At 71.1% G+C, this 15,346-nt stretch carries 12 protein-coding genes; 6 read left to right on the forward strand and 6 right to left on the reverse strand.

Annotated features, from left to right (window positions below):
• Nucleotides 1-27: 27 nt before the first annotated feature.
• Together FFS10_RS13175 and gloB are read right to left on the reverse strand one after the other, a co-directional pair.
• Nucleotides 28-1,551 carry a transglycosylase SLT domain-containing protein gene (locus tag FFS10_RS13175; RefSeq protein WP_137894931.1) on the reverse strand — a complete coding sequence of 508 codons (1,524 nt, stop codon included), beginning with the start codon at nt 1,549-1,551 and terminating at the stop codon, nt 28-30.
• Nucleotides 1,548-2,321 (reverse strand): hydroxyacylglutathione hydrolase, encoded by a 774-nt coding sequence (gloB, locus tag FFS10_RS13180; protein ID WP_137894932.1) that lies wholly within the window; start codon nt 2,319-2,321, stop codon nt 1,548-1,550. The genes FFS10_RS13175 and gloB overlap by 4 nt, the downstream gene beginning before the upstream one ends.
• Here gloB and FFS10_RS13185 point away from each other — a divergent pair.
• From FFS10_RS13185 to FFS10_RS13205, 5 genes are all read left to right on the forward strand, one after another.
• Nucleotides 2,320-3,144 (forward strand): class I SAM-dependent methyltransferase, encoded by an 825-nt coding sequence (locus FFS10_RS13185; protein WP_171016140.1) that lies wholly within the window; start codon nt 2,320-2,322, stop codon nt 3,142-3,144. The two genes, gloB and FFS10_RS13185, sit on opposite strands and share 2 nt — an antisense overlap.
• The gene (gene rnhA / locus FFS10_RS13190; RefSeq protein WP_137894933.1) at nt 3,131-3,583 is read left to right on the forward strand and encodes a ribonuclease HI; all 453 of its coding nucleotides are present in this window, start codon (nt 3,131-3,133) and stop codon (nt 3,581-3,583) included. The genes FFS10_RS13185 and rnhA overlap by 14 nt, the downstream gene beginning before the upstream one ends.
• A 166-nt stretch (nt 3,584-3,749) precedes the next feature.
• Nucleotides 3,750-5,039: an efflux RND transporter periplasmic adaptor subunit gene (locus FFS10_RS13195; protein WP_137894934.1), complete on the forward strand. Its 1,290-nt coding sequence runs from the start codon at nt 3,750-3,752 to the stop codon at nt 5,037-5,039.
• Between the two features lie 23 nt (nt 5,040-5,062).
• Nucleotides 5,063-8,170 carry an efflux RND transporter permease subunit gene (locus FFS10_RS13200; protein ID WP_137894935.1) on the forward strand — a complete coding sequence of 1,036 codons (3,108 nt, stop codon included), beginning with the start codon at nt 5,063-5,065 and terminating at the stop codon, nt 8,168-8,170.
• A gap of 197 nt (nt 8,171-8,367) precedes the next feature.
• Nucleotides 8,368-9,756 (forward strand): phenylacetate--CoA ligase family protein, encoded by a 1,389-nt coding sequence (locus tag FFS10_RS13205; RefSeq protein ID WP_137894936.1) that lies wholly within the window; start codon nt 8,368-8,370, stop codon nt 9,754-9,756.
• Here the strand turns inward: FFS10_RS13205 and FFS10_RS13210 are convergent.
• From FFS10_RS13210 to FFS10_RS13225, 4 genes are all read right to left on the reverse strand, one after another.
• Nucleotides 9,753-11,216, reverse strand: coding sequence for a molybdopterin molybdotransferase MoeA (locus FFS10_RS13210; RefSeq protein WP_137894937.1), 1,464 nt, complete (start codon nt 11,214-11,216; stop codon nt 9,753-9,755). The two genes, FFS10_RS13205 and FFS10_RS13210, sit on opposite strands and share 4 nt — an antisense overlap.
• A complete protein-coding gene (mobA, locus tag FFS10_RS13215) occupies nt 11,213-11,860 on the reverse strand; it encodes a molybdenum cofactor guanylyltransferase MobA (RefSeq protein ID WP_249931282.1) in 648 nt (215 codons plus the stop codon). Before mobA ends, FFS10_RS13210 begins: the two co-directional genes overlap by 4 nt.
• The gene (gene moaA / locus FFS10_RS13220) at nt 11,853-12,989 is read right to left on the reverse strand and encodes a GTP 3',8-cyclase MoaA (protein WP_137894938.1); all 1,137 of its coding nucleotides are present in this window, start codon (nt 12,987-12,989) and stop codon (nt 11,853-11,855) included. Before moaA ends, mobA begins: the two co-directional genes overlap by 8 nt.
• 83 nt (nt 12,990-13,072) lie before the next feature.
• The gene (locus FFS10_RS13225; protein WP_137894939.1) at nt 13,073-13,876 is read right to left on the reverse strand and encodes an AraC family transcriptional regulator; all 804 of its coding nucleotides are present in this window, start codon (nt 13,874-13,876) and stop codon (nt 13,073-13,075) included.
• A gap of 69 nt (nt 13,877-13,945) precedes the next feature.
• On the opposite strand from FFS10_RS13225, the gene FFS10_RS13230 reads away from it, so the two are divergent.
• Nucleotides 13,946-15,184, forward strand: coding sequence for an MFS transporter (locus FFS10_RS13230; protein ID WP_137894940.1), 1,239 nt, complete (start codon nt 13,946-13,948; stop codon nt 15,182-15,184).
• Nucleotides 15,185-15,346 lie beyond the last annotated feature (162 nt).

The raw sequence follows: 15,346 nt of genomic DNA on the forward strand, positions 1-15,346 counted from the left end.
GACGGGGCTTGACGTAACGGCGATCGCTCAGCGCCGGGTCTTGCGCGTCGGCACGCCGGCGCTGCGGCGCGCCGGCTTGGCCGCGCTGGGCGCCGCGGCGGCCGGCTTGCCGGCCACGCGGCTGCGGGCGGCGGCGCGCCCTGCCGGCGCCGGCAGGTACATCACCAGGGTCTGGCCCTTCTTGAGCGCCGCCGAGGCGCCGAGCTTGTTCCAGCCGGCCACGCTGGCCGCGCTCACGCCGTAGCGGCCGGCCAGCGCCGCCAGCGACTCGCCGCGCCGGGCCCGCACCACGGTGCGCCTGAGCACGACTTCCGGCGTGAACGCCAGCTGGCCGTTGTCGGCGACATGTTCCGCCACGTCGGCATCGGCGCGGTCCGAGCGCGGCACCAGCAGCGTCGAGCCGGCCTTGATCATCATGCGCGGCGGGATGTTGTTGATGCTGCGCAGCTCGTCCTCGTCCATGCCCACGCGCCGGGCGGCCTCGGCGGCCTTCATGGTCGTGGGCGCCACCCACGCGGTCCAGCTGGCCAGGCGGTGGCTGCTGTGGGCCTCGAGGTTGCGCTGGAAGATCGCGGCGTTGTCCCAGGGCAGCAGGATCTGCGGCGTGCCCGCGGCCAGGATCACCGGACGGTGCAGCGAGGGGTTGAGCGCCTTGAAGTCCTCGAGCTTGATCTCGGCCAGGCGGGCCGCGAGCGCGACGTCGATGTCGCGCGTGATGTCCACGGTCTGGAAGTAGGGGTGGTTCTCGATCAGCGGCAGCTTTGCGTTGAAGGCCTCGGGCTGGGCGATGATGTTCTTGACCGCCTGCAGCTTGGGCACGTAAAAGCGCGTCTCCATTGGCATGTTGAGCTCGGGGTAGCTCAGGCCCAGGCCGGCGCGCTGGTTCTTGGACAGGGCGCGGCCGACGCTGCCCTCGCCCCAGTTGTAGGCGGCCAGGGCCAGGTGCCAGTCGCCGAACATGCCGTAGAGCTTCTGCAGGTAATCGAGCGCGGCGCGCGTGGACTCGAGCACGTCGCGCCGGTCGTCGCGGAACACGTTCTGCTTGAGCTCGAAGTACTTGCCGGTGGCCGGCATGAACTGCCACATGCCGGCCGCCTTGGCGCTGGAGACGGCCTGCGGGTTGAAGGCCGACTCGATGAAGGGCAGCAGGGCCAGCTCGGTCGGCATGTTGCGCCGCTCCAGTTCCTCGACGATGTGGAACAGGTATTTGCGCGAGCGCTCGGTCATGCGCAGCATGTAGTCGGGCCGGGTCGCATACCACTGCTCGCGGTCGCGCACTAGGTCACTCTCGAGGTTGGGCATGGCGAAGCCCCGGCGTATGCGCTCCCAGAGGTCGGCCGGCGGCTCCAGGTGCGCCACGGCCTGCGAGCCGGCGCGCGCCGCCGCCAGCGGCTGCATGGCCCCGGTGGGCTGGACCGCCTTGTGTTCGCCCGCTGCGGTGCGCGTGGCGGTGGCAGGGGTTTGCTCGGGGCTGGTGCTGTCGGGGGCGGTGCTGGCGCAGCCCGCCAGCCACAGGGTGGCGGCGAGGCACAGGATGGGGATGGTTCTCATTGAAACTGGTTCTTCCATTCACGAAGCGCCCCGAACACGGCCGCTTCTTCGGTCGCGGCGCCAGGGGCATGGGCCCGCACGGCGCGCAGCACGCCCGGCTCCCGGCTGCGCAGAAAGGGGTTGATCTCCCGTTCGGTGGACAGGGTGGCGGGCAAGGTGGGCAGGCCGCGCGCGCGCAGGCGCTCGCACTGGCCCAGGTAGTCGATCAGGCGGAGGTTGTCGGGTTCCACCGCGCGCGCAAAGCGCAGATTGCTCAGGGTGTACTCGTGCGCGCAGCACACGCGCGTCGCGCCCGGCAGCGCGGCCAGGGTGTCGAGCGAGGCCAGCATCTGCGCCGGCGTGCCCTCGAACAGGCGGCCGCACCCCCCCGAGAACAGGGTGTCGCCGCAAAACAGCAGGGGGCCGCCGGGTGCATTGGGCGCATGGAAGGCGATGTGTCCCGCCGTGTGACCGGGCACGTCGATCACCTGGAAGGCGCAGCCCAGCAGCTCGACCCGGTCGCCCCCTGCCAAGGGCTGGAAGGGCTCGGGAATGCTTTCCCGGGCCGGGCCATAGACCAAGGCGCCGGTGGCTTCGCGCAGCGCCGCCACGCCGCCCGTGTGATCCGGGTGGTGGTGCGTGACTAGAATCGCATGCAGGCGCAGGCGCTCCTGTTGCAAGGCCTCGAGCACGGGGCCCGCGTCGCCCGGGTCGACCACCACCGCGTCGCGTCCATCGTGCAAGAGCCAGATGTAATTGTCGGAAAAAGCGGGCAGCGGAGTTAACTTCATGAGCCAGCAAATTATAAGAAGCGCGGCCGGTCTGCACGACTGGCTCCAGACCCCGCCCGGCCGCTACCTGCTGGCCTGGGAGCAGGCGCGTTTCGATCTGGCGGTGGCCGACATCTTCGGCTACCACGCGCTGCAGCTGGGCCTGCCCGAGGTCGACGCGCTGCAGGCCAACCGCATGCCGCACCGCTGGCTGGCGCTGGACGACCTGGGGCTGGCCGCCCCCGAGCAGGCGCCCGCGTTCGCGCGCATGGCGCTGGCGACCGATTTCGCGGCGTTGCCCTTTCCCGAGCACAGCCTGGACCTGATCGTGCTGCCGCACACGCTGGAGCACAACGCCGACCCGCATGCCACGCTGCGCGAGGTGGAACGCGTGCTGGTGCCCGACGGCCGTGTCGTGGTCTGCGGCCTCAACCCCGTCAGCCTCTGGGGGCTGCGCCAGCGGCGCGCCCGGCTGTACCGCCGGTTCGGCTTCGGCGAGCCCTTCCTGCCCGAATTGGGCGAGCACATCGGCTACTGGCGCCTGCGCGACTGGCTGCGCCTGCTCGGATTCGAGGTCGAGTCCGGCGATTTCGGCTGCTACCGCGCCGCCGTGCGCACCGAGCGCTGGCTCGAGCGCCTGGCCTGGATGGATGCGGCCGGCGCGCGCTGGTGGCCGATCTTAGGCGCGGCCTACTTCGTGGTCGCGGTCAAGCGCGTGCGTGGCATGATGCTGCAGGGTCCGCTCTGGGCCCCCGCGCGCGCCGTTCCCACGGCCCCGGTTTCCATCGCCAATGGCGCCCGCTTCGGGCCGGCCAGAACGGAAAAAGAACTTGAATCACGTTGAAATCCATACCGACGGTGCCTGCAAGGGCAACCCCGGCCCCGGCGGTTGGGGCGTGCTGCTCAAGTCGGGCAGCAGCGAGAAGGAGCTGTTTGGCGGCGAGCTCGCCACCACCAACAACCGCATGGAGTTGACCGCGGTGATCGAGGCGCTGTCGGCCCTCAAGCGCCCCTGCCAGGTCTCGCTCTACCTGGACAGCGAGTACGTGCGCAAGGGCATCACCGAATGGATCCACGGCTGGAAAGCCAAGGGCTGGCGCACCTCGACCAAGCAGCCGGTCAAGAACGTGGAACTGTGGCAGCGGCTGGACCAGCTGGCCAGCGGCGCCGGCCACCGCATCGAATGGCACTGGGTCAAGGGCCATTCGGGCGACCCGGGCAACGAGCGCGCCGACGCGCTGGCCAACCGCGGCGTCGAGCAGGCCCTGGGGCGCCGCCGCTGAGCGGCGCGAGGTAAATCTCAGGTAAAGATGCGGCTTTGGGGCCGCTCAGGCCCGCCCGGAAGGGAAATGCGCCCAGTAGGGTTGCGTACGCGCTGTTACATTGCGGACTGACACGGAGCGGCCACCCAGGCGCATGCTCCGCCTGCAACACCGGACAGTTTCCTTCATGGCATCCAAAGTCATCTACACCGTGGTCGCCGCGGTCGGCATTGCAGCGGCCTCGGGGGCCGCTTGGTGGTATCAGCACAAGCCGCGTTCCGAGCCGGCCGTCGAGGGGCAGGCCAGCGCCCCGGCCGCCGGCGCGCGCGGCCCGGCGCGCCCGCCGGCCGTGGAGGCCGCCACCGTGCAGCTGATGCGGCTGGTCGACGACACCCAGGCGGTCGGCAGCCTGCGCTCGCGCCAGGGCGTGGTGCTGCGCCCCGAGGTCAGCGGGCGCGTGGCGCGGCTGCATTTCAGCGACGGCCAGCGCGTGCGCAAGGGTCAGCTGCTGGTGCAGCTGGACGACCGGCTGCCGCAGGCCCAGCTGCAGCAGAGCCAGGCCGAGCTGTCGATCGCCCAGGCCAACCACCGGCGCAACCAGGAGCTGGTGGCGCAGAACTTCATCAGCCAGCGCTCGGTCGACGAGAGCGGCGCGGCGCTGCAGGTCGCCCAGGCCAAGGTGGCGCTGGCCCAGGCCACGGTGGCGCGGCTGCGCCTGGTGGCGCCGTTCGACGGTGTTGCCGGCATACGCAGCGTCAACGTGGGCGACTACCTCAAGGACGGGGCGGACATCGTCAACATCGAGGACATGGAGGCCTTGTACGTCGATTTCCGCCTGCCCGAGCGCTTCCAGACCCGCATCAAGCCGGGCCAGCAGGCCGATGTGGCCGTGGACGCGCTGCCGGGCCGCCCGTTCCAGGCGCTGATCCAGGCCGTCGATCCGCTGGTCGATGCCAACGCACGCTCGGTCGGCGTGCGCGGCTGCATCGACAACCGCGCGCTGCAGCTGCGCCCCGGCATGTTCGCCCGCGTCACCGCGGTGTTCGGCGTGCGCGAGGACGCGCGCGTGGTGCCCGAGGAGGCCATCGTGCCGCAGGGCGGGCGCCAGTACGTGATCAAGCTGGTCGAGGGGCCGGACCAGGACAGCCTGGCGACGCGCCGCGTCGAGGTTCGCCTGGGCCTGCGCATGCCGGGCCGGGTGGAGGTGCTGTTGGGCCTGGAGCCCGGCGACCGCGTGGTGACCGCGGGCCAGCAGCGCGTGCAGCGCGACGACACCGTGGTGCGCGTGGTCGAGCTCGGCCGCCCTGGTGCGGCGGCGAGCGCCCCGGCCGGCAGCCCGGCCCCGCGCGCTTCGGCGCCCGCCGGCACGCCGGCCTCTCCTGCTTCGGCGGCGGGCGGCACGGCCCTGGCCGCGGCCACAGCGGCGCGCGCGCCAGCGGGCCCCAACCCCTGCGCGATCGAGCGCCGGCCGGCCTGAGCGCCACCACCGGGCTGCAAGCCATGCAACTAGCCGAAGTGTCCATCCGCCGGCCGGTGTTCGCCACCGTGCTGTCCCTGCTGATCGTGTTGATAGGCGCCGTCAGTTTCAACCGCCTGAGCGTGCGCGAGTACCCCAAGATCGACGAGCCCGTGGTCACGGTGAGCGTGCGCTATGCGGGCGCCTCGGCCGAGGTCATCGAGTCGCAGGTCACCAAGCCGCTGGAGGACTCGATCGCCGGCATCGACGCGGTGGACGTGATCACCTCGATCAGCCGCGCCGAGCAGGCGCAGATCAGCGTGCGCTTCAGGCTCGAGAAGGACGCCGACTCGGCTGCCGCCGAGGTGCGCGACCGCACCTCGCGCGTGCGCAACCGCCTGCCGCAGGCGATCGACGAGCCGGTGATCGCCAAGGTCGAGGCCGATGCCTTCCCGGTGATCTGGCTGGCCTTCACCAGCGACACGCTGTCGCCGCTGCAGGTCAACGACCTGGTCAGCCGCGTCGTCAAGCCGCGCCTGCAGACCGTGACCGGCGTGGCCGACGTGCGCATCTTCGGCGAGCGCAAGTACGCCATGCGGGTCTGGCTGGACCCGGACCGGCTGGCCGCCTACCGCCTGACCACCCAGGACGTGGAGGACGCGATCCGCCGCAGCAACCTCGAGCTGCCGGCCGGCCGCATCGAGTCGCAGCAGCGCGAGTTCAGCGTCACCTCGCAGACCGAGCTGATCCGTCCGGGCCAGTTCGCCGAGATCGTGCTCAAGACGGTGAACGGCTTTCCGGTCAAGCTGCGCGACGTGGCGCGGGTGCAGGAGGGCGCGGCCGACGAGCGCAGCGCGGTGCGCCTGAACGGCCGCCCGGCCATCTCGGCCGGCGTGATCCGTCAGGCCACGGCCAACCCGCTGTTGCTGTCCCAGGGCGTGCGCGACGTGCTGCCGCGGCTGAAGGCCGACCTGCCGCCAGACCTTTCGGTGGAGGTCGCCAACGACAACTCGGTGTTCATCGACCGCTCGGTCAAGAGCGTCTACCAGACCATCGCCGAGGCCGTGGGCCTGGTGGCGCTGGTGATCTTCGTGTTCCTGCGCACCGCGCGCGCCTCCATCATTCCCATCGTGACCATTCCGGTCAGCCTGATCGGCGCCTTCGCCCTGATGGCGCTGGCCGGCTTCACGATCAACACGCTGACCCTGCTGGCGCTGGTGCTGGCGATCGGCCTGGTGGTGGACGACGCCATCGTGGTGCTGGAGAACATCTTCCGCCACATCGAGGAGGGGCTGGACCCGTTCTCGGCCGCGATCAAGGGGGCCAAGGAAATCGGCTTCGCCGTGGTCGCGATGACGCTCACCCTGGCCGCCGTCTATGCACCGCTGGCCTTCACCCCCGGGCGCACCGGCCGTCTGTTCATGGAGTTCGCGCTGGCGCTGGCCGGCGCGGTGCTGGTCTCGGGCTTCGTCGCGCTGACGCTCTCGCCCATGATGTGCTCGCTGCTGCTGCGTCACAACCCCAAGCCCAACCTGTTCGACCGCGGCATGGAGCGCTGGCTGACGGCGCTGTCCCAGGCCTATGGCCGCCTGCTGCGCTGGGTGCTGCTCAAGGCGCGCTGGGCGGTGGTGGCGGTGATGCTGGGTTGCGCGGCGGCGATCTACTTCGTCTACCCGGGCATGAAGCAGGAACTCGCGCCGCTGGAGGACCGCGGCACCATCCTGGCCACGGTGAACGCGCCCGATGGCGCGACGCTGGACTACACCAACCGCTACGCCCAGGCGCTGGAGCGCATGGGTCAGGCCTACCCCGAGTTCGACCGCATCTTCGCCAACGTCGGCAACCCCACCGTGGCCCAGGCCAGCGTGGTCTATCGCACCGTGGACTGGGAAAACCGCAGCAAGTCCACGCTGGAGATTGCGCGTGAGCTGCAGCCCAAGTTCAACGGCTTGCCGGGCGTCAACGCCTTTCCGATCACGCCGCCTTCGCTGGGCCAGGGCTTTCGCGAGCGGCCCGTCAACTTCGTGATCCAGACCTCGGACAGCTACGAGAACCTCAACCGCGTGCTGCGCCAGATGCAGGGCGAGATCGCCAAGAACCCCGGCATCGTCTCGCCCGACGTGGACCTGCGCCTGAACAAGCCCGAGCTGCGCATCGACGTCGACCGGGCCAAGGCGGCGGACCTGGGCGTCAGCGTGGACGTGGTGGCGCGCGCCATCGAGACCATGCTGGGCGGTCGCAACGTGACGCGCTACAAGCGCGACGCCGAGCAGTACGACGTGATCGTGCAGACCCAGGCCAGCGGGCGCACCACGCCCGAGGACATCGAGCGCATCCAGGTGCGCGGGCGCAACGACGCCATGATCCCGCTGTCGGCCCTGGTGACGGTGCGCGAGAGCGTCAGCCCGCGCGAGCTCAACCACTTCGGCCAGCGCCGCTCGGCCTCGATCACGGCCAACCTCGCGCCCGACTACTCGCTGGGCCAGGCGCTGGGCTTTCTGGACCAGACCGCGGCCAAGGTGCTCAAGCCGGGCTACACCACCGACCTCAACGGCACCTCGCGCGAGTTCCGCAGCTCGCAGGGCGCGCTGCTGATCGTCTTCGTGCTGGCCCTGCTGTTCATCTTCCTGGTGCTGGCCGCGCAGTTCGAGAGCTTCGTCGACCCGCTGGTGATCATGCTGTCGGTGCCGCTGTCCATGATCGGTGCGCTGCTGGCGCTCAAGTGGTCGGGCGGCTCGCTCAACGTGTACTCGCAGATCGGCCTGATCACCCTGGTCGGCCTGATCACCAAGCACGGCATCCTGATCGTCGAATTCACCAACCAGCTGCGCGAGCAGGGCCTTTCGATGATCGACGCGCTGGTCAAGGCCTCGGCGCAGCGCCTGCGGCCCATCCTGATGACCACTGGCGCCATGGTGCTGGGTGCGGTACCGTTGGCCACGGCCAGCGGTGCCGGCGCCGAAAGCCGCATCCAGATCGGCTGGGTCATCGTGGGCGGCATGTCGCTGGGCACCTTGCTGACCATCTTCGTCGTGCCCGCCATGTACTCGCTGTTTGCGCGCAAGGCCGTGCCGGGCGCCATCACGGTGGCGGTGGACGAGGTGCCGCACCCCCATGCATCGCCGCTTGACCGGGCCGCATCGGTCAACTAATCTTCAGTGTTTTTCCTCGAGCGCCGCCGGGTCTTCCGGCGCCGCCCGACGTTGATCCAGCGCAAGGCGAGAGGGCGCTGGTGGCCTAGCATGGCCGCAGGTGACAGGCCGGGCAAGCCGGCTGTTGAGTTGGGTGGCCCCGGAGGTCGGGGCGTGTCTTCCCTCCCTGATTCCCGGAAAGGCAAGGTGAGCAGCGTATGACTCCCGTGTTCGATCCTTGGCAGTTCAGTGTCGTGGCTTCCGACGTGCTGAGTGTCGGCTACGCCACACCCTCGGCGATCCTGGCCCGCCAACAGCGCAGGCTGGCGCATGTGATGGCGCTCGCGCAGTGCCGCTCGCGCCTGTACCGCGAACGGCTGCGCGGCCTGACGCCGGGGCAGACGCCGCTGCAGGCGCTGCCGGTCGTGACGCGCGGCGAGCTGATGCAGCGTTTCGACGACTGGGTGACCGACCCGCAGCTCAAGCTCGACGAGTTGCGCGCCTTCATGGCCGATGCCGGACGGGTCGCCGAGCCCTACCTGGGGCGCTACATGGTCTGGGAGAGTTCGGGCACGAGCGCGCAGCCGGGCTTGTTCGTGCAGGATGCCCAGGCCATGGCCGTCTACGACGCGCTGGAGACGCTGCGCCGGCATGCGCCGCGCCCGCTGCGGCGCTGGGTGGACCCCTGGTGCGTTGGCGAGCGCATCGCTTTCGTCGGCGCGACCAACGGCCATTTCGCGAGCTATGTCTCGGTGCAGCGGCTGCGCCAGATCAATCCCTGGATGGCCCAGGCGATGCAGAGTTTCTCCATCCTGCAGTCCGCCGAGGCGCTGGTGGCGGGGCTCAACGCCTTCTGGCCCACGGTGATCGCCTGCTATCCGACCGTGGCCTCGCTGCTGGCCGAGCAGGCGCGCAGCGGGGCGCTGCGGGTGCGCCCGCGCGAGGTCTGGACCGGCGGCGAGAACCTGAGCCCGGCCGTGCGCCAGAGCGTGACCCAGGCCTGGGACTGCAGCCTGCGCAACAGCTACGGGGCCTCGGAGTTCCTCAGCATCGCCTGGGAATGCCGCCAGGGCTGCCTGCACGCCAACGCCGACTGGGTGATCCTGGAGCCGGTGGACGAGCAGCGGCGCCCCGTGCCCGCCGGCCAGACGCCTTGCACCACCTTGCTGACCCATCTGGCCCAGACCGTCCAGCCCCTGCTGCGCTACGACCTGGGCGACCAGGTCACGGTCCACGCCGAGCGCTGTGCCTGCGGCTCTCCGCTGCCGGTGATCGAGGTGCAGGGCCGCGGCGACGCGCCCCTGGTGATGGCCGGCCGCGGAGGACGCAAGGTGACCCTGCTGCCGCTGGCATTGACCACGGTGCTGGAGGACCAGGCCGGCGTGTTCGATTTCCAGCTGCGTCAGCGCGACGCCCACACCCTGGTGCTGCGCCTGGACCTGCAGGGCGGCGATGCGGCGGCGGCCATGGCGCGCTGCCGCGCCGCGCTGTCCGGTTTCGCCGAGGTGCTGGGCCTGCAGCCGATCCGCGTGATCGAGGAGCTGGGGCAGGTGCCGCGCGGGCGCAGCGGCAAGGTCTGCCGTGTGCTGGCCGCCGAGGCGGCCTAGATCACGCCGTCGAACATCATCACGTCGAGCTCGTCGCCCACGGCGACCGAGCCCTGGTCGTGGTGCAGCACGATCAGGCCGTTGGCCTGGACCATGGAGCTCAGCACGCCCGAGCCCTGGTTGCCCGTGGTGCGGACCTGCAGGGTGCCGTCGGGCGCGCGGCTGACCATGCCGCGCTGGTACTCGGTGCGCCCGGGCTTCTTGCGTATGGCCTCGGCGCTGTGCGCCCTGAGCAGCGGCACCGGGTCGGGGCGGCAGCCCATCATGCGCAGCAGGGCCGGGCGCACGAAGGCCAGGAAAGTCACCATCACGGCGACCGGGTTGCCGGGCAGGCCGAACAGGACAGCCCCCACGCTCCCCGCTTCACGTGGTTCGCTGCCCCCCGAGGGGGCTGTTTCGCCTTGGGTCGGCCCGGCGGAGAGAACGGCCCCCACGCTCCCCGCTTGACGTGGTTCGCTGCCCCCCGAGGGGGCTGTTTCGCCTTGGGTCGGCCCGGCGGCGAAACGGCCGGCGCCCCTGCCCGCCGCGGCCGAGAGGCGGCCCACGGCCATCGGCCGGCCCGGGCGCATGGCGATGCGCCAGAACACCACGTCGCCGAGCTTCTTCATCATGACCCGGGTGTGGTCGGCCTCGCCCACGCTAACGCCGCCCGAGGTGATCACGGCATCGGCCTGGGCCGCGGCACGCAGGAAGGCGGCCTCGAGCTCGCCTGGCTGGTCGGGCACCACGCCCAGGTCGATCACCTCGCAGCCCAGGCGGGTCAGCAGGCCGTGGACGGTGTAGCGGTTGCTGTCGTAGACCGCGCCCTCGCGCGGCGCCTGGCCCAGGCTCAGGATCTCGTCGCCGGTCGAGAAATAGGCCACGCGCAGGCGGCGGCGCACCGTCACCGTTTCCAGGCCCAGGCTGGCCAGCAGGCCGCAGGCGGCCGGGCCTAGCCGCTCGCCGGCGCGCAGCGCCGGCTGGCCGGCCATCAGGTCCTCGCCCAGCTTGCGGCGGTTGTCGCCCGGGCGCACCACGCCGGCCGGCACGATGACCCGGTCGGCCTGCTGCTGCACCAACTCCTGCGGCACTACCGTGTCCAGCCCCTCGGGCATGATGGCGCCGGTCATGATGCGCAGGCATTCGCCCTCGTGCACGGTTCCTTGCCAGGCCTTGCCGGCCAGCGCCGTGCCCACCACGGCCAGGGCCAGCGGCCGGCCGCTGGCCAGCTGGGCGCCCCGGAAGGCATAGCCGTCCATGGCCGAGTTGTCGTGCGGCGGCACGCTGATCGGCGAGACCATGTCCTGGGCCAGCACGCGGTCCAGGGCCTGGAAGATGCCGACCTGCTCGGTCTCGGCGACCGGCTCGACCATGCGCGAAAGAAAGGCGTTCACGTCCTCGGCGCGCAGGGCCTGCGGGTCGTAGCCCTGCAACTCGGCGGCGATCTGGTCCAGGGTCTTGGGCGGCGCGGACGGGCTCATGCTTGTTCCAGGGAATGCAGTTCGGCCAGGGTGTTGGCGTTGAAGAAGGCCCTGGCATCGTCGCCCGGCCGGTCGAAGGGCACGAGCACGGTGCGGTGCTGCGCGGTCCAGGCGTCGATCTTGCGGCCGCCGGCCTGGGTGAAGCGCAGCAGGCTCTCCAGCAGCTCGCGGCGCAGCAGGCAGAACACGGGCTGGGAGCGCAGCCGGCCGTCGGCCTCGCGGGCCGCGGCCATGGCGATCTCGGCATCCTCGCGCAGCAGGGCCTGGGCCAGGCGCTCGGCGAGGTCGAGCGGAAACAGCGGCGTGTCGCAGGGCACGCTCAGCAGGTAGGGCGAGGCGCAGTGCTCGAGGCCGGTCAGAAATCCGGCCAGCGGCCCGGCGTAGTCGGACAGGCTGTCGGGCCAGACCGGTGCGCCCAGGGATTCGTAGGCGGCCAGGTTGCGGTTGGCGTTGATCAGGATTTCGCCGACCAGCCCGCCTTGCTGCTGCAGGCGCGTCAGCGCATGCCAGGCCAGCGGCGCGCCGCGGAAGTTCTGCAGGCCCTTGTCGACGCCGCCCATGCGCGAGCCGCGCCCGCCGGCCAGGATCAGGCCGGTGATGTCCCCGGATGGGATCTGGGGCGGTTGCTGCAACGGATCAGCCACCGATGTAGCTCATCTCGACACGGCGCGCGCCGCTGCCGGTATCGGGGGCCAGGTTGCCGCGCAGCTCGGAGTAGCGGTCGGCTCGGCCCTGCCAGATCTGGGCGATCGCCGAGGCGATGTCGGCGTCGCTCGCGCCGCCGCGCAGCAGGGCGCGCAGGTCGTGGCCCTGGTTCGCGAACAGGCAGAGGTAGAGCCGGCCTTCGGTGGACAGGCGCGCGCGGTTGCAGTCGCCGCAGAAGGCCTGGGTCACGCTGCTGATCACGCCGATCTCGCCCAGCGCCGGATCGTGGCGGCCGTCGGCGCCGGCGTAGCCCCAGCGCTCTGCGGTCTCGCCGGGAGCCGAGGGCTCGAGCTGGACCAGCGGCAGTTGCGCGTGGATACGCTGCACCACCTCGGCGCTGGGCAGCACCTCGTCCATGCGCCAGCCGTTGGTGGCGCCCACGTCCATGTACTCGATGAAGCGCAGCACGATGCCGCTGCCGCGGAAATGGCGCGCCATGGGCAGGATTTCCTGGTCGTTGGTGCCGCGCTTGACCACCATGTTGACCTTGATCGGGCCCAGGCCCGCCTCGCGCGCGGCGGCTATGCCGTGCAGCACCTCGGCGACCGGGAAATCGACGTCGTTCATGCGGCGGAACACCGCGTCGTCCAAGCCGTCCAGGCTCACGGTGACGCGCTGCAGGCCGGCCGCCTTGAGCGCCTTGGCCTTGCGCGCCAGCAGCGCGCCGTTGGTGGTGAGGGTGAGGTCCAGCGGCGCGCCGTCCACCGTGCGCAGTGCGGCGAGCTGCTCGATCAGGATCTCGAGGTTCTTGCGCAGCAGGGGCTCGCCGCCGGTCAGGCGGATCTTGCGCACGCCGTGCGCGGCGAACAGGCGCGCCACGCGCGTGATTTCCTCGAAGCTCAGCAGCGCGGCGTGCGGCAGGTAGGGATAGTCCTTGTCGAACACTTCCTTGGGCATGCAGTAGTTGCAGCGGAAGTTGCAGCGGTCGGTCACGCTGATGCGCAGATCGCGCAGCGGACGGCCTAGCCGGTCGCTCAGCAGGCCCGTGGCGGCGATGGGCTCGGCCGGTACGGTCGCAGCCAGCGCGGCGATGCGCTGGTCGACCAGGGGAATGACGCGTTCGGACATGGTTCGATTTTGCCGCAGTTGCCCGCCTCTGGTGCCCTGTCGGGCGAAGCCCTGGCTTGACCAGTGTCAATGCCCGTGGGCAATCAGTCCTGGAACGCGCTGGGCGGCTGGCCCATGGCGGCCTTGAACATGGCGCTGAAGGCGCTGTCGCTGGCGTAGCCGCTGGCGGCGGCGACCTGGCTGACCGGTGTTCCGCGCGCCAGCAGCGGCAGGGCATGGGCCAGCACCACCTGCTGGCGCCACTGCTGGTAGCTGGTGCCGAGCTCGTCGCGGAACAGCCGGGCCACGGTGCGCTCGCTGGCGCCGATGTCGCGCGCCCATTCGCCTAGGGTGGCGCGCTCGGCCGGCGCGCGCAGCACCGCCTCGCACAGCGCGCGCAGGCGCTTGTCGCCGGTCAACGGATGGGGCAGGGGCACGCCCAGGGCCTGGGTGTCGGCCCGCGCGAGCTCGTCGAGGATCAGCGTCGTCAGGGCCTGCTCGCGCGCGGGGGCGGGGTCCGCGTCCAGCGCCGCGATCAGCTCGCGCAGCAGCGGGCTGACCTTGATCACGCGGCATGCGGTCCAGTCGCGCGGCACCGCTGCCGCGGCGATGTAGAGGGTGCGCAGCTGGGCCGCCTCCAGCACCGTCACCGCATGCAGCGCCCGGGGCGGGATCCACACCGCGCGCGAGGGCGGCACGATGTAGGTCACTTCGTCGCCCACCTGGGCCGTGACCTGCATGATGCCGCGGTCGCAGTAGGACAGCTGGGCCCAGGCATGCTGGTGCGGCTGCAGATGGGCGTCGGCCTGCAGCGTGCGTGCGCGCACCCGCACCGGCCGGGATGGCGAGGGCATGAAGGCGAGCGTGTCGCCGATCGGCGTGGGCTGGAGACTGCTGGGGCGGGGCATGGCGGATATTCGCAATCGATTGTCCTTCCGTCGATTATCGGCAATTCGCAGGCCGCGTAGCATAGCCGCATGAACAGCACAGCCACCCTGGCCAGCTCGGCCGATGCCTCCCATGCCCGCCTGGTGCCCCTGCGCCAGGATGCCTCCGTGATCGGCCTGGTGGGGCTGGCGCACGCCAGCTCGCATTTCGCCCACCTGCTGCTGCCGCCGCTGTTTCCGGTGTTCATGCAGGAGTTCGGCCTGAGCTATGCGCAGCTGGGCCTGCTGATGTCGCTGTTCTTCGTCGTCTCGGGCCTGGGCCAGGCCAGCGCGGGCTTCGTCGTCGACCGCTTCGGCGCCCGGCCGGTGCTGTTCGCCTCCTTCATTTGCTTCATGGGCGCCTGCCTCGTGGCCTCGGGCGCCAACGGCTATGGCGGGCTGATGGCCGTCGCCCTGCTGGCGGGCCTGGGCAATGCGTCCTTCCACCCGGTCGACTTCACCATCCTGAATCAGCGCGTGTCCGCGCCGCGCCTGGGCCATGCCTTCAGCGCGCACGGGCTCACGGGCAATCTGGGCTGGGCCCTGGCGCCGGCCTTCCTCGCCGGCCTGGGCGCCCTGGTCGGCTGGCGCAGCGCCTACCTCGCGGCGGCCCTGATGTACGCGCTCATCCTCACGGTGCTGGTGCTGCAGCGCGACAAGCTGCGCACCGAGACACTGGTGCGCGCCCCCGATGCCCCCAAGGGCGGTGACCTGGCCTTCCTGAAGCTGCCGGTGGTCTGGTGGTGCTTCGGCTTCTTCCTGCTGTCGACCATGACCCTGGCCGTGGTGCAAAGCTTCTCGGCCTCCATCCTCAAGGCGCTGCACGGCGTGAGCTTCGAGGCCGCGACCATGACGCTCACGGCCTACATGCTGTGCGGCGCCGTGGGCATGTTCACCGGGGGCTTCGTGGCCGCGCGCCGGCCGCAGCACAGCGACCGCGTGGTGGCCCTGTGCATGGGAGCGGGGGCGCTGCTGCTCGCCCTGTGCGCCACCGGACTGCTAGGCGGCCCGGGCACCATGGCGGTGCTGGCCGCCACCGGTTTCGCGGTGGGCATAGGCGGCCCCAGCCGCGACATGATGATCAAGAAGGCCACGCCCAAGGGCGCGACCGGGCGCGTCTACGGCATGGTGTATTCGGGCCTGGACACGGGTTTCGCGATCTCGCCGCTGCTGTTCGGCCTGTTCATGGACCGCGGTTGGTACGGCGCGACCCTGCTGGGGGCCGCCCTGGTGCTGCTGCTCAGCGTGGGCGCGGCCCTGGGCGTGGGGCGCCGCACGCGCGGCACCTGAGGGCGCAGGCTCTCAGTCTCCGGCGCCGGGCCGCTCGCCGCGTTCGGGCTGGCCGCCCTGGCGCCTGCGGGACCTGGGCTCGTCCCTGTCGTCGCCCTTGTCGTCGCGCCTCGGACCGCGCAGCACGCGTTGCGGGCTGCTGGGCTCGGGCGGGGGCTGGAC

The sequence above is a fragment of the Ramlibacter sp. 2FC genome, assembly GCF_005503345.1.
Taxonomy (GTDB): domain Bacteria; phylum Pseudomonadota; class Gammaproteobacteria; order Burkholderiales; family Burkholderiaceae_C; genus SCMQ01.

Bases quoted from the DNA above. Each gene is read 5' to 3' on its own strand.
- FFS10_RS13175 (WP_137894931.1), bottom strand. From the start codon at position 1,551: ATGAGAACCATCCCCATCCTGTGCCTCGCCGCCACCCTGTGGCTGGCG.
- FFS10_RS13185 (WP_171016140.1), top strand. From the start codon at position 2,320: ATGAGCCAGCAAATTATAAGAAGCGCGGCCGGTCTGCACGACTGGCTC.
- gloB (WP_137894932.1), bottom strand. From the start codon at position 2,321: ATGAAGTTAACTCCGCTGCCCGCTTTTTCCGACAATTACATCTGGCTC.
- FFS10_RS13195 (WP_137894934.1), top strand. From the start codon at position 3,750: ATGGCATCCAAAGTCATCTACACCGTGGTCGCCGCGGTCGGCATTGCA.
- FFS10_RS13200 (WP_137894935.1), top strand. From the start codon at position 5,063: ATGCAACTAGCCGAAGTGTCCATCCGCCGGCCGGTGTTCGCCACCGTG.
- FFS10_RS13205 (WP_137894936.1), top strand. From the start codon at position 8,368: ATGACTCCCGTGTTCGATCCTTGGCAGTTCAGTGTCGTGGCTTCCGAC.
- FFS10_RS13210 (WP_137894937.1), bottom strand. From the start codon at position 11,216: ATGAGCCCGTCCGCGCCGCCCAAGACCCTGGACCAGATCGCCGCCGAG.
- moaA (WP_137894938.1), bottom strand. From the start codon at position 12,989: ATGTCCGAACGCGTCATTCCCCTGGTCGACCAGCGCATCGCCGCGCTG.
- FFS10_RS13225 (WP_137894939.1), bottom strand. From the start codon at position 13,876: ATGCCCCGCCCCAGCAGTCTCCAGCCCACGCCGATCGGCGACACGCTC.
- FFS10_RS13230 (WP_137894940.1), top strand. From the start codon at position 13,946: ATGAACAGCACAGCCACCCTGGCCAGCTCGGCCGATGCCTCCCATGCC.